The organism is Metamycoplasma cloacale (assembly GCF_900660735.1).
Classification (GTDB): domain Bacteria; phylum Bacillota_I; class Bacilli_A; order Mycoplasmatales; family Metamycoplasmataceae; genus Metamycoplasma; species Metamycoplasma cloacale.
Map to the genome: position 1 here is coordinate 280641 of NZ_LR215049.1, position 20841 is coordinate 301481.

22 protein-coding genes and 1 other RNA gene are annotated in these 20841 nt (G+C 25.3%); 14 read left to right on the top strand and 9 right to left on the bottom strand.

Features of this window, described 5'->3' with window-relative positions:
• Window positions 1-8: 8 nt before the first annotated feature.
• From EXC28_RS05595 to EXC28_RS01250, 3 genes are read right to left on the bottom strand one after another with little or no spacing between them, the layout of a single operon-like run.
• Window positions 9-506: an MHO_1590 family protein gene (locus tag EXC28_RS05595; RefSeq protein WP_029330294.1), complete on the bottom strand. Its 498-nt coding sequence runs from the start codon at window positions 504-506 to the stop codon at window positions 9-11.
• A complete protein-coding gene (locus EXC28_RS05600; protein WP_029330292.1) occupies window positions 507-1634 on the bottom strand; it encodes an MHO_1580 family protein in 1128 nt (375 codons plus the stop codon).
• Complete coding sequence (locus tag EXC28_RS01250; protein ID WP_051622576.1) at window positions 1621-1929, bottom strand: MG284/MPN403 family protein; 309 nt, start codon at window positions 1927-1929, stop codon at window positions 1621-1623. The genes EXC28_RS05600 and EXC28_RS01250 overlap by 14 nt, the downstream gene beginning before the upstream one ends.
• A 121-nt stretch (window positions 1930-2050) precedes the next feature.
• Here EXC28_RS01250 and EXC28_RS01255 point away from each other — a divergent pair, with 121 nt between their 5' ends.
• A complete protein-coding gene (locus EXC28_RS01255; RefSeq protein WP_029330288.1) occupies window positions 2051-2758 on the top strand; it encodes a pseudouridine synthase in 708 nt (235 codons plus the stop codon).
• Between the two features lie 105 nt (window positions 2759-2863).
• Here EXC28_RS01255 and EXC28_RS01260 read toward each other — a convergent pair whose 3' ends face one another.
• From EXC28_RS01260 to efp, 3 genes are read right to left on the bottom strand one after another with little or no spacing between them, the layout of a single operon-like run.
• Window positions 2864-4354, bottom strand: a complete 1491-nt coding sequence (locus EXC28_RS01260) for a transketolase family protein (protein ID WP_029330286.1) — start codon at window positions 4352-4354, stop codon at window positions 2864-2866.
• Window positions 4338-4670: an MMB_0454 family protein gene (locus EXC28_RS01265; RefSeq protein ID WP_029330284.1), complete on the bottom strand. Its 333-nt coding sequence runs from the start codon at window positions 4668-4670 to the stop codon at window positions 4338-4340. The genes EXC28_RS01260 and EXC28_RS01265 overlap by 17 nt, the downstream gene beginning before the upstream one ends.
• Window positions 4671-4672: 2 nt before the next feature.
• Entirely contained in the window at window positions 4673-5230 is a 558-nt protein-coding gene (gene efp / locus EXC28_RS01270) for an elongation factor P (protein WP_029330282.1), read from the bottom strand.
• An 82-nt stretch (window positions 5231-5312) separates the two neighbouring features.
• Here efp and nadE point away from each other — a divergent pair, with 82 nt between their 5' ends.
• On the top strand, window positions 5313-6083 hold the full coding sequence (gene nadE, locus EXC28_RS01275) for an NAD(+) synthase (protein WP_029330280.1): 771 nt from the start codon (window positions 5313-5315) through the stop codon (window positions 6081-6083).
• Between the two features lie 20 nt (window positions 6084-6103).
• Here the strand turns inward: nadE and EXC28_RS05605 are convergent, their stop codons facing one another.
• The 3 genes from EXC28_RS05605 to EXC28_RS01290 form a co-directional block, all read right to left on the bottom strand.
• Window positions 6104-7192, bottom strand: coding sequence for an MHO_1580 family protein (locus EXC28_RS05605; protein WP_029330278.1), 1089 nt, complete (start codon window positions 7190-7192; stop codon window positions 6104-6106).
• 219 nt (window positions 7193-7411) lie between these two features.
• Complete coding sequence (locus EXC28_RS05610) at window positions 7412-7759, bottom strand: MG284/MPN403 family protein (RefSeq protein WP_029330277.1); 348 nt, start codon at window positions 7757-7759, stop codon at window positions 7412-7414.
• A gap of 147 nt (window positions 7760-7906) precedes the next feature.
• Complete coding sequence (locus tag EXC28_RS01290; protein WP_029330275.1) at window positions 7907-8455, bottom strand: inorganic diphosphatase; 549 nt, start codon at window positions 8453-8455, stop codon at window positions 7907-7909.
• A 101-nt stretch (window positions 8456-8556) separates the two neighbouring features.
• On the opposite strand from EXC28_RS01290, the gene ruvA reads away from it, so the two are divergent.
• The 12 genes from ruvA to EXC28_RS05640 all read left to right on the top strand — a co-directional run bounded on the left by ruvA (window position 8557) and on the right by EXC28_RS05640 (window position 20798).
• Entirely contained in the window at window positions 8557-9162 is a 606-nt protein-coding gene (gene ruvA / locus EXC28_RS05615; RefSeq protein ID WP_029330274.1) for a Holliday junction branch migration protein RuvA, read from the top strand.
• The gene (ruvB, locus tag EXC28_RS01300; protein WP_029330272.1) at window positions 9152-10102 is read left to right on the top strand and encodes a Holliday junction branch migration DNA helicase RuvB; all 951 of its coding nucleotides are present in this window, start codon (window positions 9152-9154) and stop codon (window positions 10100-10102) included. Before ruvA ends, ruvB begins: the two co-directional genes overlap by 11 nt.
• Before the next feature lie 24 nt (window positions 10103-10126).
• Entirely contained in the window at window positions 10127-12763 is a 2637-nt protein-coding gene (secDF, locus tag EXC28_RS05620; protein ID WP_029330271.1) for a protein translocase subunit SecDF, read from the top strand.
• A 17-nt stretch (window positions 12764-12780) separates the two neighbouring features.
• Window positions 12781-14031 (top strand): histidine--tRNA ligase, encoded by a 1251-nt coding sequence (hisS, locus tag EXC28_RS01310; RefSeq protein WP_029330269.1) that lies wholly within the window; start codon window positions 12781-12783, stop codon window positions 14029-14031.
• A gap of 7 nt (window positions 14032-14038) precedes the next feature.
• Window positions 14039-15718, top strand: coding sequence for an aspartate--tRNA ligase (gene aspS / locus EXC28_RS05625; protein ID WP_029330266.1), 1680 nt, complete (start codon window positions 14039-14041; stop codon window positions 15716-15718).
• A complete protein-coding gene (gene secG, locus EXC28_RS01320) occupies window positions 15718-15969 on the top strand; it encodes a preprotein translocase subunit SecG (RefSeq protein ID WP_029330263.1) in 252 nt (83 codons plus the stop codon). Before aspS ends, secG begins: the two co-directional genes overlap by 1 nt.
• 4 nt (window positions 15970-15973) lie before the next feature.
• A complete protein-coding gene (rnr, locus tag EXC28_RS01325) occupies window positions 15974-18100 on the top strand; it encodes a ribonuclease R (protein WP_029330261.1) in 2127 nt (708 codons plus the stop codon).
• Window positions 18101-18129: 29 nt separating this feature from the next.
• Window positions 18130-18567, top strand: a complete 438-nt coding sequence (gene smpB / locus EXC28_RS05630; RefSeq protein ID WP_029330259.1) for an SsrA-binding protein SmpB — start codon at window positions 18130-18132, stop codon at window positions 18565-18567.
• A 9-nt stretch (window positions 18568-18576) separates the two neighbouring features.
• Window positions 18577-18958, top strand: a transfer-messenger RNA (tmRNA) gene (gene ssrA, locus EXC28_RS01335).
• Between the two features lie 76 nt (window positions 18959-19034).
• A complete protein-coding gene (locus EXC28_RS05635; RefSeq protein WP_084271871.1) occupies window positions 19035-19211 on the top strand; it encodes a DUF2188 domain-containing protein in 177 nt (58 codons plus the stop codon).
• Window positions 19212-19214: 3 nt separating this feature from the next.
• Complete coding sequence (locus EXC28_RS01345; protein ID WP_029330257.1) at window positions 19215-20078, top strand: bifunctional 5,10-methylenetetrahydrofolate dehydrogenase/5,10-methenyltetrahydrofolate cyclohydrolase; 864 nt, start codon at window positions 19215-19217, stop codon at window positions 20076-20078.
• Window positions 20079-20144: 66 nt separating this feature from the next.
• Window positions 20145-20798 carry a deoxynucleoside kinase gene (locus tag EXC28_RS05640; RefSeq protein WP_029330256.1) on the top strand — a complete coding sequence of 218 codons (654 nt, stop codon included), beginning with the start codon at window positions 20145-20147 and terminating at the stop codon, window positions 20796-20798.
• Window positions 20799-20841 lie beyond the last annotated feature (43 nt).

Sequence of the window (20841 nt, forward strand, 5' to 3'; positions counted from 1 at the left end):
ATTTAAAATTATATATGATTGGTACTTAATTTATATGTTCTATATGCTTTTTTTGTTTCGTTTTCTCAGATGAATGAAATTTCTACATCATTTTGAGCAAAACGATTGATTGCATATTTAATAATTCCACCTTTGATAATTAACCTACTTACTATATCTTTTATAATAAATAACACCATATCATCATCTATTCACGGTTGACCATCTTTGAAATTTAAATGATAGTAGTATTCAGCGGATGTAATTTCAGGAAATACTTCTAATGAATTAATAATTTCTTTTTCTTTATTAATTACTTCCGATTCTTCGTTATTATTATCTTCTCTATCTTCATTTTCTTTATCTTCAGCATTTTCAATTTTGGGTACAATATTGATATTGTTATTTTCTATATTTGGGTTGTTTTTCTTTTTGACCATAATAACTGTTGTTAATGCGATAGAACTTGCAATTAAAACACCTGATAATGTAGAAAAAATAATGATTTTCTTTGATTTTAACGTCATCTATTCTCCTCCTTTCTTTGCTAATTCTTCTAACGAATTTACCTCTTTAATAATTTTTGTTATGTTGCGATATTTAATAATCGACCAATTGGTTTTAGTAAAGAAAGTGGGTTTTTGTAATATATTCAATCTAACTAATCCTGTATATAAATCTAGATAAGGTTTATTAAAAAATTGTTGATAAATTAGAATAAATTCTTTTTTATGATTTCCAAATGATAAACTGACTTTATGATTGAAATTACCTGAAAAAGTAGGCGGAATAACAATACCTAATTTAGATTTTTCATTTAAAACATCAATAACGATTTGGTTGTTATATTTATCGTAATATGATCAACAATTTAAATCAATTGTTTTACGTTGACTTGTGAAATTAAAAAATCCATTTATTTTATTTTCAAGTATATTAGGAAATTCAATAGCTTTAATTTGTCAATCAATGTAATCGGTTTGTCTGATGTTGTGAATTTGCGTATCTAGTTTATCTCATTTACTAAAAATATCAATTTCATATAATTGTTTAAATCATTCAGCTAATGATAATTTATACGGACGAAAATTAAAATATAACCGATTGATATCTGAATTTTGTCTTAAACTTGTATCAATATTTTCTAGATTTTTAAACGCAATTCTAATATCTTTAATAAAAGATATTATTGCTCCTTCTTGATTTAAACGTATTATTTTATCTTCAAATTGCTTGTCAAGATAATAGCTTAAACTGTATAATTGAATTAATTTATTGTTAGATTCAACAATAATCTCTACATTGATATTTTCTAGATCTTTAAATGAAAAATCACTAAAACCTTTCATTTGTTTTACAATACACTCAATTGAATAACAATTGTCTTGCTTATTCAATCTTGCGTTTTGTAAAATCATTTTGTTATTTAAGGTTAAAACTATGTAGGTATTATTGATAAATTCAGTATCGTTTTTATAACTGAAATCAATAATAAATTCATCGCTTTTAATAAGTCTTTCAATATTTAAATTAAATTCTTCACTTGTGTTTGCAAAAATGTTATTGTTAACTCTTTTTTCTATCTTGTATGATAGTTGTTCATGTTGAATAACAGGTTTTTTAGTTTCAATTTCAATGATATTATTTATGAGCATGTAGATATTTTAAAAATAGGTTAACAACTAAATGAAGTAATTTGTAATACGTCGTTTTTGATCAATAATTGAGATATCAATATGAATCTTTATTATTGAAGATAAAATTTTCTAAAAATACCTTTTGTTCGTCTTTGGTTAAAGAATTTATAAAGATTTCAAGATAGTCCTTTGATTTATCTATTTTGTTTAAATTCTCTATTTTGTAAAACTTACAGAAGTTTAAAATAAACTTGCGTTTCTCATTTAAGTTCATATTGAAAACATATTTTGCTTGTTCCATTGTATATTCCATTTTTCTCCTTTAACTCAAATTTAAAAACAAAATTAAGAAAAATGAAACTAATTGACACAAATAAAAATTTATATTTATTTATAAATATATAATTATTGTAGTTTCTTTAAAAGAGGTAAAAATGGAAGAACTAGAAACATTAAAAATTCAAAAAGCAATTAGTATTTCGGGTTATTGTTCTCGTCGTGAAGCAGAAGAATTAATTTTAAAAAAACAAGTATTAGTGAATAATGAAATTGCTAAAATTGGTCAAAGAGTATCAATTAAAGATGTTATTGTTGTAAATGGAAAAACAATTAATTTTTTAAAACAACCTGATTTATATATTTTATTTAATAAACCAAGAGGTTTAATTTGTACTAATAACGATCCAGAAAATAGAAAAACTATTTTTGAGTATTTAAATTTAAATCAATATTGTTATTCTGTTGGAAGACTTGATTTCAATACAACGGGAGTGATTATTATTACAAACGATGGTGGATTAGCGAATAAATTAGCTCATCCTTCTAGTGAAATTACACGTTCATATCTAGTTTCGCTTGATCGTTCTTTATCAACACAAGAAATAAAGTTTTTAAACAGTAATCGTGTTATTTTAGAAAATAAACCTTCAAAACAAAATGTTAGTTATGTCAAGGATAATGATTATATAATTTCTTTAAATGAAGGACGTAATCACCACGTTAAGAAAATCTTTAATTTAGTGCAAACGAATGTATTAAAATTACATCGTTTTGCATACGGACCATTAACTGATCATAATTTAAAAATTGGTAAATTCCGTAATTTAACTAAAGATGAAATTAAATTGTTAAAAAGTTTATAAAAAATAACTCAGAATCTCAATGGATTTTGAGTTTTGATTTACAAAAATAAAAAACAAAAATAAAAAACAAAAATAAAAATCAAGCAAGTATTTTTGTTTGATTTTTTATTCGTTTGTATTAATTATATTATCTTTGTTTTCAATAACGATTGCAGTTAGTTGATTATGATTAAAATGATTTTCAAATGAGGTTTTAACTTCTAATTCATCAAGTGGTTTAAAGATATTGATATTGTTGATTGATCTTAAACTATTTATGTTGTTTCTAGGTTTAATATCAATGTTTTCTTCGGGTTTAACAATTAAATATAGGTTAGATAAATTCATAACTTCTGCGTTTTGCATTGAAAGTTTTAGATATTCAATTGCGTTTAATGAAGAAGCAATAATTGGACGTAGGTTTGAATGTAAAGCTATTCCGTTTGCTATAAAACCTTTCGATAATTCACGTGCACCAAGAATTAAATTATTACCACTTTTGTTGTTATGACTATATATTCCACCTCAAGCTTTAATGTTAGTGTTTGAAGATGATTCTGAATTTAGTAAAACAATATTTTTAAAACCTTCTGTTAAATGAGTGATAATCTCTTCACTATATTTAATTGTTGGTTTGTTTTCGTCTAATATCAATGAATTTAGATTTATTTTAACTTGATCTTCTAAGAAATATTTTAATTTTTCACTTTGGTTTCAACGATTGATTTTATTTGCTTTTTTATTGATTTTATGAATATATTTTTCTCTAATTTCATCATCTACATCAAAGTTGTCAGCTTTTTTAAATGTTGAATTATCTTTAAATGAACTTAGTTCATCTTTGCTTGGAGCATAGTTATCACTTGAAATTGCTCCTTCTTTTGGTGTACCTTCAGCCGCTAATGTTTTAACTTCAATAAATGTCGGTTTATTACTACGTTTAGCTTTTGAAATAGTTTTTACTATTGCAGAAACTTTGTTTTCACAAACAATGTATTTAAAACCAATTGCTTTAAATTTAAGTTTAATATTTTCTTTAACAATTGAAGATGTATATGTTTGAGATTGAACACCGTTTGAATCATATAAAATAATTAACTTATTTAATTGATGAGTTCCGGCAAAAGACAATGCTTCAAGAGCAATTCCATCTTGCAAATCAGCATCAGAACATAATGCATAAGTATAATGATTGATTTCTTTAAAACTGCTTGATAGATAACTTTCTGCTCATGCAAGACCAACGGCAATTGCTAAACCTTGACCGGCATTAGTTGCAGTTGCATCTAATAGATGCTCGCGGTTTAAAATTGGATATTGTAAATCTTTGTATTTATCTAATTGTTTTAAATCTTCTATATTTAGTAGATCTAACATTCTTAATTGCGCATAAAAGGTGATTAATTCGCTTTGATTGCATAAAACAAAACGGTCACGATTTACTCAATTTAGATCGTTGATATTGAAATTAAAGTGATAGTAAAACAATGAATGCATAATTTTAGCACAACTATATGAAGAACCAAAATTGCCGAAATTAATTCGGTTAATTACAGCTCCTGCATTCATTTTTAAAGTATCACATACTTTGATATCGAATTTATAGTTTGTCTTCATTTTCTAATCCGTGAAATACTAAATTAATATTTGTTGGTTTATTGTTAATTAATGAAAAAACTTTTTGCTCAATTAAGAAAATTAACTCTTTAGTGCTTAGACAAAAATTCATTAATTTTTTAATTTTTAAATCAATTGAAATAGTTAAATTAGATAAATTTTTATTAACAACAATTTCCGGTTCTTTCATTAATAGAATATTTTCATTTGTATTAATAACATCTTTAATTGCTTCCAAAATAACTTCTTTTTCTACGTAGTAGCAAAAGTTCATTTTGGTATTAACTTTAATAATGTCACTTTCTTTATTTAACATTTTTATGCTCTTCCTACGTATTTACCAGTTTCTGTAGAAATTAAAATCTCCTCACCTTCTTTAATGAATAAAGGCGTTTCAACTTCATAACCTGTTTCTACAATAACTTTCTTTTGAGCAGCTTTTGCTGTATTGCCACTTACTGCATCTGGTGATTCAATAACTTTTAATGCAATATTTACTGGCAATTCAATATCTAGTACTTCTGATTCAAATTTTCTAACAACAACTTTTTGACCTTCTTTTAAGAAATTCATTTCTCATTTTAAAACTTCAACTGAAATTTCAATTTGTTCAAATGTTTCTTGGTCCATGAAAATTAGAGATTCACCTGCATTGTATAAGTAATCCATGGCAACTTTGTCAATCATGGCTTTTTCTACTTTATCTCCACCAGTGAATGATTGAATGGTTGTTGTACCTGATCTTAAATCTTTTGCTTTAACTTTAACGTTAGCTTGACCACGTCCTTGTTTTGAATGTTGTGCTTCAAGTACAACATAAATATTTCCATCAATTTGAAAAGTAATTCCTGCTTTTAAATCATTTACGTTAATCATAATGTTCTCCTTAATTAATATATTTATTAAAATATGTTTATATTTTATATGATTAATTATTTTTTAATCTAAAATTATTCATATGAATAAAATTAATGATTATATAAATAAAGAACTAAATAAAAAAGAGATCAAAATATATAGTATTTTAATTAAAAAAATCACTAATTGATTGCAACAAAAAGTGAAATCAGCTAACGCAAAAGGTTTAAGTTTAGGAATTAGCGGTGGTATTGACAGTGCTACTTTAGCTAAAATTGCTTTACTTGCTTTTCCAAATAATTGCAATTTCTATTACTTTAAAACCAAAGATGATATTCAAACAGAAAAAGATATAGAAGCGTTAAAAAAATCTTTAAATGTAGATATAAAAACAATTGATTTAAGCGATATATTTAATAACTTGAAAAACCAACTTGATATCAAAAATCTAGCAAGTTTATCAAATCTAAAATCAAGATTATTTATGTCGTCAATATACGCCTTAAGCCAAGATAAAAATCATTTAGTATTAGGAACTGATAATTATAATGAATACTACTTAGGTTATTTCACTAAATATGGTGATGGTGGTTGTGATTTACTACCTTTTGCTAATATCAAAAAATCAGATATCTACATTTTAGCTAAAATGTTAGATATTCCAAATTCAATTCTAACCAAAAGCCCTTCTGCTAATTTATGTATTGAAAGCAATGATGAAGAAGAATTAGGTTTTAGTTATTTAGAATTTGAAAAATATTTAATTAATAAAAATAATGTCTCAAAGGAAATTGCTAATAGAATTGAGCATTTACATAAAATCAGTGAGCATAAAAGAAATTTAATTCCAAAAGGGCCAAAATTAAAATAGTCAATCGACTATTTTTTTAATTATGAATATGTAATTCAGCGATCTTTAAATTGTTCATTTAGTATTGATAATTCAATATTTTTTGTGTTAATTAATAATTTAATGACACCTGATTCTTTATTATAAAATTTTTGTTTAATTTCTTTACTTCCAGTTAATTTTATATCTCTATTTTTTCAAATCTTACCCTTAATTTCAAAAGTAGCTGTACCAATGAAATCACTTTCGATAAAAGCGCCATTATTTGCATTTTTTCTATATTCAAATCCAACACCTTTGTTTCAAGTATAGCCATCAACTGTACTGTATTTAAATATTTGATGATTATTCTTTCTATCAATGTTTTCTTCCTTTACTAGTGAGAATAAATTGCTATTTAATTTCAATAATAATTCAGGTTGAAACATCATTTCTGGTTCATACATAATTGGTTGTGCTTCATTGTTTTTATAAACACAAGTTTTGATTTCCATAATATCGTTTCAATCGTATTTAAAAGCACGTTCTGTATTTACTTTAATATCAGTGATATAACTTGTTTTTTGAATTAAGTCTTTCTTTTGAATAGAAAATCTTGAGTCATCAACAATTTTAATTTTTAAATGTTTGATGAATTCTAATTTAATATTATTATTTACGACATCGTAATTAGATCTGAAATTATTATTCAAATTTCAATCAACTTCAATGCCGAATTTAATATTATGATATTGTCTAGCTGCAAATACGTTTCGTAATGAAATATGTTTAATTTTTGTTACATCTAAAATATCATCATATCCATCATTGATAAAAAAGCGATAATAATTGTTATTTATTTCCCTTTTTCTCATTGAAGTGATATCGATCTTTTTGTCATCAATTTTTAGATGCATATGATTGACGTTATTTGAATAAATCTCCTTTGGAATTTCTATATACATTGAATCATTGCTACTATTAAGTGAGCGTTCAACTTCAATAAAAATTGGGCGGTTATTTAAAACGGAATTATTTGCAACATATGCTGGTTTTAACAATGGTTTATAACTATATGGTTTGACGTTAATAGAAAATGTATTACCAATTGTAACGTCATTTTTTACAGCAGTTACTTCTGGGATATTCATTTATAAACTCTTTTGTGTTTCTTGTAGTAAAGAAATTAGTTTTTGATACATTCATTTTTTAAAATGACACATGAATATTTGACGTTTGCATAATTCAGCTTTAGTCATGTTTCTTTCCTTCTGTCTCATATACGAGACAATTTCATTTTAATAATTCTGATACAAAATTTATAGTTAATAGAACTCAATTAAATTTTTATTTATTAATAAATAACCCTTTTAGAAAGTTTTATTTAAATGCAACATTCAGATTAAAAACATTATTAATTTATGTAATTTACGGTAATAAGTTGATTTAGAAAAGAAACTTCTATATCAATATTTATTTTCAGTTTCCTTTAATAATGTATTACGGAAGATCAAAAGATAATCTTGATCTAAATTTTGAATAACAGTTTTTGAAAATAAAGCAAATCATTTGTCATGCATATCTTTAAATTTCAAAATCGCACATTCTTTAGAAAATAGTCCTTTAAAATCTATTCATTTATCGATTTTTGAATGTTCAAAATTAATCTTTTTTAATATTTCGAAATAAGCTAGAATTAATCATAATTTGTATTTCATATTGTCCTTTTTCAAACACAATCACAACCTTATTCTATACCAAAAAAATATCTATATTTAAGTTATTTTCCATTAATTTATACTTTTACAAAAATGATAAAAAAAATAAAAACGTAGAAACGTTTTTAAAAAAATTATGATGGAATTTTAAAGATATTTTTCTGGGTGTTTCTTTTTCATTTCCGCTAAAAAATCTTCTTTATCCATTGAACCATATTTTTGCATTAATTCAACACATTCGTTGTATTCAGCTTCTGCTCATTCAACATCTTCAAAACCTAAAACTTGAGTTACATTTTCACCTTTAAATGCTTTATATGTTGAGAAGAAGTTTTTCACGGAAACTAATCACATTTGATCTAAATCTTTTAGAGATTTAATATGATCTAGACGATAATCATCGGCATGAACAGCGATTAATTTAGTATCAGTTTCTCCTGAATCAATCATTTTCATTGCACCAATTACTCTTGCATCCAATGAAGTTCCAGGCATAAATGTTTCACTTGAATATACCAAAACATCCAATTCATCTCCGTCTCAGTCAAGAGCTTCTGCTAGATATCCATAGTTAGCTGGATATTTAAAATCACCTCTTAAAATTCTATCTACTTTGATTTTGCCTGATTTACGATCATATTCATATTTAATGTTTGAATTTTTACTAATTTCAATATTTACTTCGATTTTTTTCATATCTAGAATTTTACTATTTTTCCTTGGTTTTTCTCATATTTTTCCTATCTTTAATAAACCTAAAAATAAAGTAAATATTATTGAGTTATAAGGAGAGAAAAATGACAATATATAAATATGGAAAAATCGTACACGTAAGTACAAATTATATTATTTTAGATCATAATGGTGAAGGTAGTTTGATATACGTTGCTAAGGTTGAACGTTTTAATAAAGATGAAGTAAGAAAGGTATATATTTCAACGATTCAAAATGAATATTCAAAAGCGACTTATGGTTTTGATAATTTTAAAGAATTAGTGATATTTGAAGATTTAATTAACCTACAAGGATTAGGACCGAAAACAGCAATCATTATTTTAAATCAAGGTTGAGAAAATATCATTAGTTGAATTGCTAATGGCAATTATGAACAATTACAAAAAATACCATACGTTTCACATAAAGTAGTAAACAATATGGTCTTTAGTTTACAAGAAAAATATCGTAAATTAATTTCTAAATTAAATAGCGATGAATTAGAGAAAATCAATGTTGAACAAAAGATTGATAAAAATACAACAGAGTTTGAAAATGCAATGAAAATGTTAGGTTTTAAAACTAAACAAATTAAGTATGCATTAGACAATATGAAATTAACCAACGATATTGAAAAATCTATTGAAGAAGCAATAAAAATCATTGGAAATCAATATCATGAACAATAGATTTAGAGTTGAAAAATTTGACGAATTTATCGGGCAAACAAAAATAAAACAAACTTTAAAAGTATTGATTAATAGTTCATTTGCACAAAAGAAACCAATTGATCATATTTTATTCTACGGACCACCTGGATTAGGTAAAACTACATTAGCGAAAATTATTTCTAATGAAACTAAACAAAACATAGTTTTTGTTCAAGGACCTCTTTTAGAAAAGAAAAGTGATTTATTAACACTACTATCCTCTATTAAAGAAAACGACATTATTTTTATTGATGAAATACATTGTATCAATCACAATTTGGAAGAATTGTTATACACTGCAATGGAGGATGGTGTTATTGATATAACATTAGGTGTTGACGGGGATAAAAGAATAATGAGAATGACATTAAAACCATTTTCATTAATTGCTGCTACAACTAAATTTGATCATCTATCAAAACCTCTAAAAGATCGTTTTGGTTTTATTGGTAAATTAATTAACTACAATACAAAAGAAATAGCAGAAATTATTAGTAATTCAGCAATACGAAACAATATTTCAATCGATAATAAATCCATCGAAATGATTGCGCTGCATTCAAATAATAATCCTAGAGTTGCAAATATGCTTTTAAAACGTGTATTTGATTTTTCACTCTATGATAATCAAAAAATGATTGATGAAGAATTAGTAAAGAAAACATTTGGTTTTATTGGTATTTTTGATGGAGGTTTAACGCAAATTCAGATTCAATACCTTGAAACTTTAAATAATGTTTTTACTAAAAAATATGCTTCAATTGATGCTATTTCTAGTATTACAAAAGACGATAAACAAACGATAATAAATGAAATAGAACCACAATTATTAGTTAAAAAATTTATCGAAAAATCTCCACGTGGTCGGAGAATTACAGATGAGGGGGTTGCGTATTTAACTAATTTCAAGATATTATAAATATTTATAATATAATTTTAAACTATGAAAAAAACAAAAGGAATTAGTTCAAAATTTAGATGATTTATTAGCATCTTTGTCATTGTTGGGATGATTTTATCAATTATTTTTGGTTCAATTTTCTTTTTGGGACCAAAACTAAACAAGGATAATATCAATTCAAACGTACAAGCTTCAAATATATCATTAAAAATTAAACCAACAACAAATACAAATTTAGCGTCTCAAGATCTTCCAAGTTCTAAGGCGATTTTAAATACAACAAAATCTTATATTCAAAATAAAAACACATTATCATCAATTGATATTTCATTAAGTTCAAATGACACAGTAAATATCACAAGTTATGCACATAATGATGATCAAACTAAAAATGAATTAATCAATTCTTTAGTAAATAAGCCGCATTTAACATTTACTGACGAAAATGGTAATCCTGTATTTTACAAAGGCCAATTTTTATCAAGATTAGAACCTGGAGTTCGTAAAACATTAAACGATTTTATGAATGGAGATCCTGGCGATTTTATTCCTAAATTTGTCGCAAATCCTGCAACTGCAAAAAATAAACAAGGTGTTTCAAATAGAATAACTTTAAAATTTAGTGATGATGGTTGAACTGAATTTATTAAATATGGTTATGAATTAGCATTGATGATTTATTATCCTCAATATTTCAATAATTCATCTCCAAAAGCATATATTTGAATCAATCTTCAAGAATTTGTAAATATTGCAAAAACTCAATATCCAGATGAATGACTAGCAGCTGGTGAAAACCCTGTTAATTTCGCATATGTTGGAAACTCAGCTAAAGTTCAAGAAGTTGCAACAGGTGAAGTTGATGAAAAAGGTCAACCAATTAAAAAAGAAATTCAACCCGTTTTAAAAACCGATACAATCAATGCAGCTAAGTATTTAATTACTGTTTCAAATCCATTTGCTTTAAGAACAAGTAATGTTAATGATTCGGCAATTTATTTATTAAACGATAATAAAAATGGATATACAGACGAAGAACTTGCGACAGCTATAAATTATGGTGTTGCTCCATTTGAATACGTATTGCAATCTAGTTATTTCATTGAAACTAATTCAACAAATGTTAATAAGTATTTAGTTGTATTTGCAATTCTTTTTGCTTTAATGTCAATTTACTTAATTATTCGTTATAGATTATTAGGTTTTATATCCTCTTTAACAATCCTATTTCTAACATTTATTTTATTAGTAGTATTCACAATATTGAATATATTTATAACCCCAATTATTGGTTTAACAATTCTAATTTCAATTATTATGGCATTTATGTTGATTATGCATCACATGAATGTTTATAGAAAAGAAATTATGGAAGGTTCTAATGCTGTTAAATCAATATCTAAATCAACTCAAAAATCTTTAATAACATCAATTGATTCAACTGCAATATTGATATTAGCAATATTTATGTCAATATTTATTAGCATTTCATATTCAACGATTATTGCATTGATATTCTTTACATCAATAATGATTAGTTTTGTTGCATCATCGATGTTAAATACTTATTTAATTAGAAACGTTGTTAAAACAGAGAGTTTTGAAAATAAAGTTTCTTGAGTTTTATATAAAGATAATAAATTCTATTCAAGAATCCAAAAAATGAATTTAATTAATAAATCTAAATTCTATACAATCGGTTTTGCTATTTTCGTTGTGTTGGCATTAATTTCATTCTTCATTATTTCAGGAATAAATAAATCAGTTTATAACGGATTAAACTTAAGCTCCAACTTAAAAAATGGTATTGTTTATTCAATTATTCCAACAAATGGAATCAAATGAAATTTAGATACAACACATAATATTGCATCAATCATTTCACCTACAATATCTAACGTTCAAGGCGAAATCAACCATCATTTAGCAAACATTAAAGATCAATCTTATATTATTGAAATTTCAAAAATTAATAGTTCTATTTTAAATGATTTAAATACTATTTTAAGTTCATCAAATATTGACAACTTTAAAATCATTGAAAACCATATTACCCCAGTTAATATATCAACAGATATTGCAACCGCTTCAATGGTATTGGGCATTTCTACATTACTAATGTTTATATACTTAATGATCAGATATTCATGAAGAGCTGCATTAATGATGTTTATAAAACAAACATTCGCATTTATTTTAGTCTTATTAACCGCTTTAGCAACATACATTGAAATTTCTTCACACATAATTGATGGTTTACTATTTGCTTGTTTATACAACGCAATTGATTCAATTCTATTTTCAAACAAAATTAAAGAAGAATTTAGTAAAAACCTTAACACTAAAAACTATATATATTCAAAAGAGGAAATTAAAGAGTACTTCAGAATTGCAATTAACGATTTATTCGGCGAACAAATTATGATGCTATTAATTGCTGCATTATTAATGAGTTCAACAACAACACTAATGACTTGATTAAACCCTACAATTGTATTAATCTTCGGAATTAATATTATTATGATTGTATTAATCAATCTATTCTTAGTTCCATTAATTTGAATGCAACTTGAGATTAAGAAAAATATTAATAAACAAAAAAGAATTAACGATGGTTATTGAAACAGCCAAAAAGTAGAAGAACAAACATTTATCGAAATTAATGATTATTCAATTTAATAAAAACGAGGTTATTTATGTTTAATAGATTAAAAGGGACGAGAGACATTTTTGGCTATGATTCAAAAATATTAGATTATATACGTAATACATTTTTTGATATAGCTAAAAAATACAATTACTCTTATATTGAAACGCCAATTATTGAAGAGGCTGAATTATTTATTAGATCATCTGGCGAAACAAGCGATATCGTTTCAAAAGAAATGTATTTATTTAAAGATAAAGGTGATCGTAATTTAGCTTTAAGACCAGAAGGAACTGCTTCTATCATTAGAGCTTTTGTTGAAAATAAAATTGATAACTTACAGCAATCAAAATTATTTTACTTCGGTCCTATGTTCAGATATGAGAGACCACAAAAAGGAAGATATAGACAATTTCTTCAAGGAGGTGTTGAGTTAATCGCCCCTAAAAATGAATTAAATAACTTCGAAATTATTAAATTAGCATATGACTTTTTAAAGAAATTAAAGATAGAAAATCTTGTATTAGAAATTAATAACCTTGGTTCAATCCAAACAAGAAATGAATATATTAAAAAACTAAAATCTTATTTTGAACCATACAAAAAAGATTTTGATGAATTAACTTTATCTAGATTAGAAAAAAACGTTTTAAGAATATTAGATGATAAAAATCTAGCAGAATTAGATTTTGTTAAGAACGCCCCTAAATTATTAGATTATTTAACAGTTGACGAAAAAGAACAGTTCAATTCTTTATTAAATCTTTTAAAAGCATTTAATATTGATTATGTTATCAATCCTAATTTAGTTAGAGGATTAGATTACTATAATGACATTGTTTTTGAATTCGTTTCTTCATCTGAAGCTCTAGGAACTAAATCAACTGTTTTAGCAGGCGGAAGATACGATGGTATGATTTCTGAATTCAATGGGCCTAATTTAGATTCAATCGGTTTTGCATTTGGCGTAGATCGTATTATGGAAATAATTAAAAACGATTGTCAAAATATAGAAGAATTAACAGATCAAATTGATATATTAATTGGCTATACAAGTGATTTTGATAAAGACGAAATTGTTAAAATCGCTTATGATTTAAGAAAAAACTTTACAGTTCATTTAATTAATCAACCAACAACTATTAAAAATTTATTTAAACAGAAATTTAATCTAAATCCTAAATTATTAATTTTCAAAGAATTAAATTCTAAACCAATGGAAATAAAAATAAAAAATCAAGAATTAGATGAGACAATCATTTATTCAGATTCTAGTGACATTTCAAAAATATTAAAGTAGGTATATTATGAAAAAACATTATTGCGGAAAATTAAATATTGAAAATCTAAATCAAGAAGTTGAACTTTTTGGTTGAATTTCAAATAAAAGAAAATTTAAAAATCAACTATTCATCGATTTACGTGATTCAAGTGGTATTGCACAGCTTGTGTTCAAAGATGTTACAGATCCTTTATTAACTAAAGAATCATGTATTTATGCAAAAGGTTTAGTTGTAAAAAGATTAGAAGCTAATCCAGATTTGTTTTCAGGTGAAATTGAAATTGCAGTTTCTGAATACAAAATTTTAAACTCATCAAAACAATTGCCTTTTGAAATACATAAAGACAATTCAGCAAACGAAGATATTAGATTGGAATATCGTTTTCTTGATTTAAGACAAGAAAAAATGATTCAAAATTTACGATTAAGACATAAATTGAATTTATTGGTTAGAAATTTCTTTGATAAAAAAGGATTTATGGAAATTGAAACCCCAATTCTTTCTAAATCAACCCCAGAAGGTGCGAGAGACTATTTAGTTCCAACAAGAAGAAAAGGAAGATTTTTTGCCTTGCCTCAATCACCTCAATTGTATAAACAATTATTAATGGCTGCTGGTTTTGAAAAATACTTTCAAATCGCAAGAGTTTTCAGAGATGAAGATTTAAGAAAAGATAGACAACCTGAATTTACACAATTAGATATTGAAATGTCATTTGGTGGAAAAGAAGAGATTTTCGCTCTTTGTGAAGAAATGTGAAAAGAAGTTTTACATAATTTAGGATATGAAATTAAAACTCCTTTTGAAAGAATGGATTATTTCTATTCACAAGCACATTACGGAAATGATAAACCAGATACAAGATATGAATATTTAATTCAAGATTATTCAAAAGAATTAAGTCAATATTTTGAAAATTACAATTTTGTTAAAGCTATTATTTTTGATCGTGATATTCAAGAAAACATGCAATATATTAATGAAACATTCACTAAAAATAATGGTGAAAAATTAGAATTGATTAATTTAAATTCATTAGATAAAAATGGTGATTTATATAAAACATTATCTAAATTAAACGAAAAGAATTTCTCTAATCCTTTATTTATTATCTCTCTTGGTAATAAAGAAGAAAACGCACTTAAATCATTAGGAGCTGTTAGAACTGTTTTAAATGAACTATATCAATTGGCAGATCCAAATCAATTGAATTTCTTATGAATCGTTAATTGACCAATGTTTGAATATGATGAGGAAACAAAATCATATGCACCAGCACACCACGCATTTACTCAATTTGAAGAATCAACATTGGATTATTTAAAATCAAATGAATTAGATAAAGTTAGAGCAAAATCATACGATTTAGTATTAAATGGATTTGAATTAGGTTCTGGTTCTATTAGAATTCATGATATTGAAACACAAAAAATGATGTTTAATATATTAAACATATCTGAAAAAGAACAACAAAGTAGATTTGGTTTCTTCTTAAAATCATTCAATTATGGTTTACCACCTCATAATGGTATTGCCTTTGGAATTGAAAGGGTTTTAATGATATTGACTAAATCTCAATCAATTAGAGATGTTATTGCATTCCCTAAAAACGCTAAAGGTTTGGATTTACTATCAGGTTCACCTTCTGATGTTACTAAAGAACAATTAGATGAATATGGTTTAATTGTGAAAGGTGGTAATTAATGAAGGCTGGATCGCTAGCAATTATTATTATTTTATTAATTATTTCTTTTGTTATTATCTTTGTATCACTATTAATGTCACCGGATAATAATAGCTTTAGTGGAGCTTTAGTTGGTAGTGGTGATTTAGATTTATTTAAAGTTTCTAAAGAAAGAGGAATTAAAAAAGTTTTAAAATGATCAATGTTATCATTGGGGTTACTACTCTTTATTCTTTGCATCGTTTTAAGAGTTTTAATTCAAAGCATTTAAACTTATGGATAAAAAATTAAAGTATACATTCAATTTAAATGAAATGAAGTTGCTTGAATTTTTAAAAGAAAAAAATCAAGCAACTTTTTTAGAAATTGCTAAAGTATTCAAAATTAATAGAATTGATAATAACAAACTAACTAACTTGTTGAATAAATTATTAAATGAATTTAAAATTGATAAATTCAAAGATAACTATCGTTTAATCAATTTTGTAACTGATTTAAAAACAAATATTTCTGTAACATCAAAGAGATTTGGATTTGTTGATTTTCAAGATCAAAATGGTAACAATTTAAGTGCCTTTATCCCTTCTTTTCAATTAAATGGAATATTGGATAAAGATTTACTTGATGTATCAATTTATAGTTATAAAAATGAACATAACGAAGTTATGTATAAAGCAAATATCAAAGCAAATTTAGAGCATCCTTTTAAATACATTACAGGTTTTATACAATATGGTAAAAATCGTCAACCTTACTTTAAACCATATGACGAAAAAATGAATGGTAAATTCATTATTTTGAATGATAAATCAGTTCCAAAGGATTTAAAAGAAACTGATATTGTAAAATGCGAAGTATTAAAACCTAATTTAGAATCAATTGTTTTAATGTATAAAGATGTCATTGCTAATATTGAAGATAAAAATCATTCAATGTATAAGTTATTTGCAACTTATGATGTTAATGAAACATTTGATATAGACGTTTTAACCGAAGCTTCAAGCATTCCTCAATTTGTCTCTGAAAAAGAAATCTCCGAAAGAAAAGATTTAAGAAAACTATTAACAGTAACTATTGACGGGCTTGATACAAAAGATTTTGACGACGCTATTTCTTGTTATAAATTAGATAATGGCAATTATAAATTGTTTATACACATTGCCGATGTTTCTTATTACGTCAAAGAAGGTTCCCCAATTGATAAAGAAGCTTTAAAAAGAGGAACTAGTATCTATCTACCAGATAGAGTTATTCCAATGTTACCATTTGAATTATCTAATGGTATCTGCTCATTGAATCCAAATGTAGATAGATGTTGTTTAACTCTTGAATTGGAAATTGATTCGTTTGGAAATAATAAAACTTATGACATATACCCAAGTGTTATAACCTCTGATTATCGTTTAACATATAACGGTGTTAATGATTTTCTAGAACATAAATTAGATGTGCCTAATGAAATAGCTGAATTGCTATTAAATGCTCAATCATTAGCTTCTATTTTAAGAGCTAAAAAAATCAACGAAGGATATGTTGATTTCGAAATTGAAGAACCTAAAATCATTATGAAAGATGGAAATGTTGTTGATATTGTTATTAAAAAAGAAGGTATCAGCGAAAAAATGATTGAAGATTTCATGGTTAGAGCAAACGAAACCGTTGCTGAAATGATGCAAGATAAAAAATTACCTTCAATATATAGAATTCATGATAAACCAGATGATGAAAAATTAATGAATTTACAAAATTTATTATCATTTGTTGGTTTAAAACATTTAAAAGTTCCATTTGATGGAAATCCTAAAAGTTTTGAATTATTAGTCGAAAAAATTAAAGAAACTAAATTTGATGATTACATTAAAATGTCTTTATTAAGAACAATGCAAAAAGCATCTTATAGTTCAAATAATATTGGACATTTCGGTTTAGCTTCTCAAGCATATTCACACTTTACAAGTCCAATTAGAAGATATCCTGATTTATTACTACATCGTTTGATTAGAAATTACATATTTCAAAAACAATATGACCCTTTAAAAGAAAAAGAATACATTGAAGAAATTTCAAATATTTCTTTATTAAATTCTGAAGCAGAAAAAAATGCAATGACTATTGAAAGAGATATTGTAGATATTAAAAAATCAGAATTTTTCCAACAATTTATCAATAAAACATTTAAAGCAACAATTGTTTCGATTGAAAAATTCGGTATCTTTTTCAACATAGAAGAATATCAAGCAAGTGTTTTAATTAGATTCGAAGATTTAAACGATGAGGTGTTAAAAATTTCTAATTTTGAAGCAAAAGGCTTAACTCATTATTTTGCCATCGGTCAAACAAGAGATATAAAAATTACTAGCGTAGATTTATTAAAAGGAAATATTAACGCAATTATTGCTTAAATATTCCTTTTTTTTGTAATATTATTAGTATGTCGACTTTAATTTTAAAAAACAAATTTAGTAAGCAAGATTATGAAATAATCGAAACATACGAAACAGGAATTTCATTACTTGGTTGAGAAACAAAAAGTTTGCGTGCAAAAAATGCAAAATTAGAAAATGCTTTTTGTACTATATCATCAAGAAGAAATGAAATTTATCTTCATAATTGCTATATTGCGCAATATATGAATGTGAAATGTGAAACTTCAAGAACAAGAAAACTTTTAATGCATAAATATGAAATTTTACGTATTAAAAACAAAGTTGATCAATTATCATTGATTATCATTCCGATTTCGTTGTATTGAAAAAATAATCATATTAAATTAGAAATTGCTTTAGCTAAAAGATTAAAGAAACACGACAAAAGAGAAAAAATCAAGGAATTAGAAGCTAAAAGACAAATGAAATCCTTAATTTATTAAATAAATTATGGGGGTGTAATGGTTTCGACAGGTATCTGACGTAATGAACTGCAGTGGTATTGTAGACCATAATGCATCTAGGCTTTTTTAAACGCAAACTTAGATAAAAAAGAAGATCTATCATTAGAAATGATGATGAGATCAAAATACTCTTCAAATCTAGCTTTCGCTTAATTGAAAACTAGTGATTCAATAATTTTGCTCAAGTTATTGAATCGGTTTAGAGCTTGGCATTAGCGTGTTCAGTTAAACTAATGTGACACTTTGACTGACTTATGTAATGAAGTTTGAGAATTTAATAATTACAATTAAGTATATAAAATTTTATAAACTGTAGACGTTCATTAAATAGGGTGCGTGGACCGGGGTTCAATTCCCCGCATCTCCACCATTTTTTATTTTATTTTTATTCTTGTATACAATATAATATTAATAACATATATAGCAAATTCTAATAAGGAGAAATTATGGTAGTACGTTATGTAGTAAATCATGAAAAAGGTTGAGCAGTTAAAAATCCTAATGGCCAAAGAGCATTAAGAGTTTTTAAAACACAAAAAGAAGCAATTGAATATGCTAAATCATTAGCAGATACAACAAGTTATATTGTTCAATCTAAAAAAGGAACTTTTAGACAAAAATAACTTATGAATAAAATTCTTGACGGCAAAAAAACATCATTGAAAATCAAGGAAGAAATATATGAGATCACAAGTAAATTATCAAAAGATGATTTGCCAGTTTTAGGTATTATTCAAATTGGAGATTTAGAAGAGTCCAACATATATATAAAACATAAAATGAATATGGCTAAAGAATTGAACATTGATTCAATTTTAGTTAAATTAACTGATAATCCAACAGATGAAAAAATCTTTGAAACAATTAAGGAACTTTCAAATCAAGTAACGGGAATAATTGTTCAATTACCAATGGTTTCACAAAATGTTTCAAGCGTTCAAAATATTTTAAATTCTATTGAAGAATTACAAGATATAGATGGTTTAAGAATTATTGATAATCAATTTAATCCTTTATTTCTTCCGGCAACCCCCAAAGGCATAATTTTGTTGTTAAATGAATATAAAATTGATTTTTCAAACTATGATGTATCTGTTGTTGGTCAATCTAACATCGTAGGAAAACCTTTATCATTTTATTTTGATACTCATTCTAAAATTTCTCGCAGATATGACAAATTGACTCCAAAAGATAATTTAAAATTTTCCGATTTAGTTATAGTAGCAACTGGTGTTAAAAATTCAGTTACTGTTGATATGTTGAAAGATGATGTTATTCTAATGGATGTTGGTATTCATCGTGAAAATTCAAAAATTTCTGGAGATCTAGATTTTGATGCGTGTATTGAAAAAGCTAAATATATAACACCAGTTCCGGGTGGTGTAGGACCAATGACAGTAATTTCTTTAATTATTAATTTAATAAAATCTTATTGTTTACAAAATCCTGATAAGCTAAATTTATATAAAAAAATTAATAAATATTTTTAAGGTGAAAACCTTATTTTTTTTTATAATAAATACACACATTTTAGTGTGATAGATTAAGGGGGATTTATGATAATAGGAATTAGTGGAATGATTGCTGCTGGAAAATCAAGTTTGTCTGAAAAATTGCATAAACATTATTCATCATCAATTATGCTACATGAATTTGAAGAAGATGATGAAGTGTTTAATACATTTTTGAAGTGATTATATGAAAAGAAACCAAATTTAACCATTGGATTTCAAAGTTATATAGTTGAAAACCATTCAACAAAATTTACAGAAATAGTTAAGAAGTTTAATGAAATTGAACGTCATTACGAAAAAGATCATATTTTTCTAGATCGTTTCTCAATTGAGCATTACATTTTTGCTAAATTAATTTTAAAAGAAAAAGGCCAACGTTATTTAGATGCTTACGACGCTTTATTTGAAAAGTTAATTAGTAAAGAAGAATTACCAAATTTAGCAATTTATCTAGATATTTCATTTGAAACATTCAAACAAAGAATTTTTCAAAGAGGAAGAGAAAGTGAAGTAGATAATTGAGAATTAAACTACGAATATTTCAAAAATTTACATGCAAATTATTTAACAATTTTTAAAGAAATTGCTGAAAGATTTAATTTGACATACGAAATTATTGATACAAACAATAAAACAGAAGAAGAAGTATTCAATGAAGCAATCTCAATTATAGAGAAACATACACACCTAAAATAGCAAGGCTATTTTTTTTATTTTCTCTTTTCTTTGGAACGCTTTT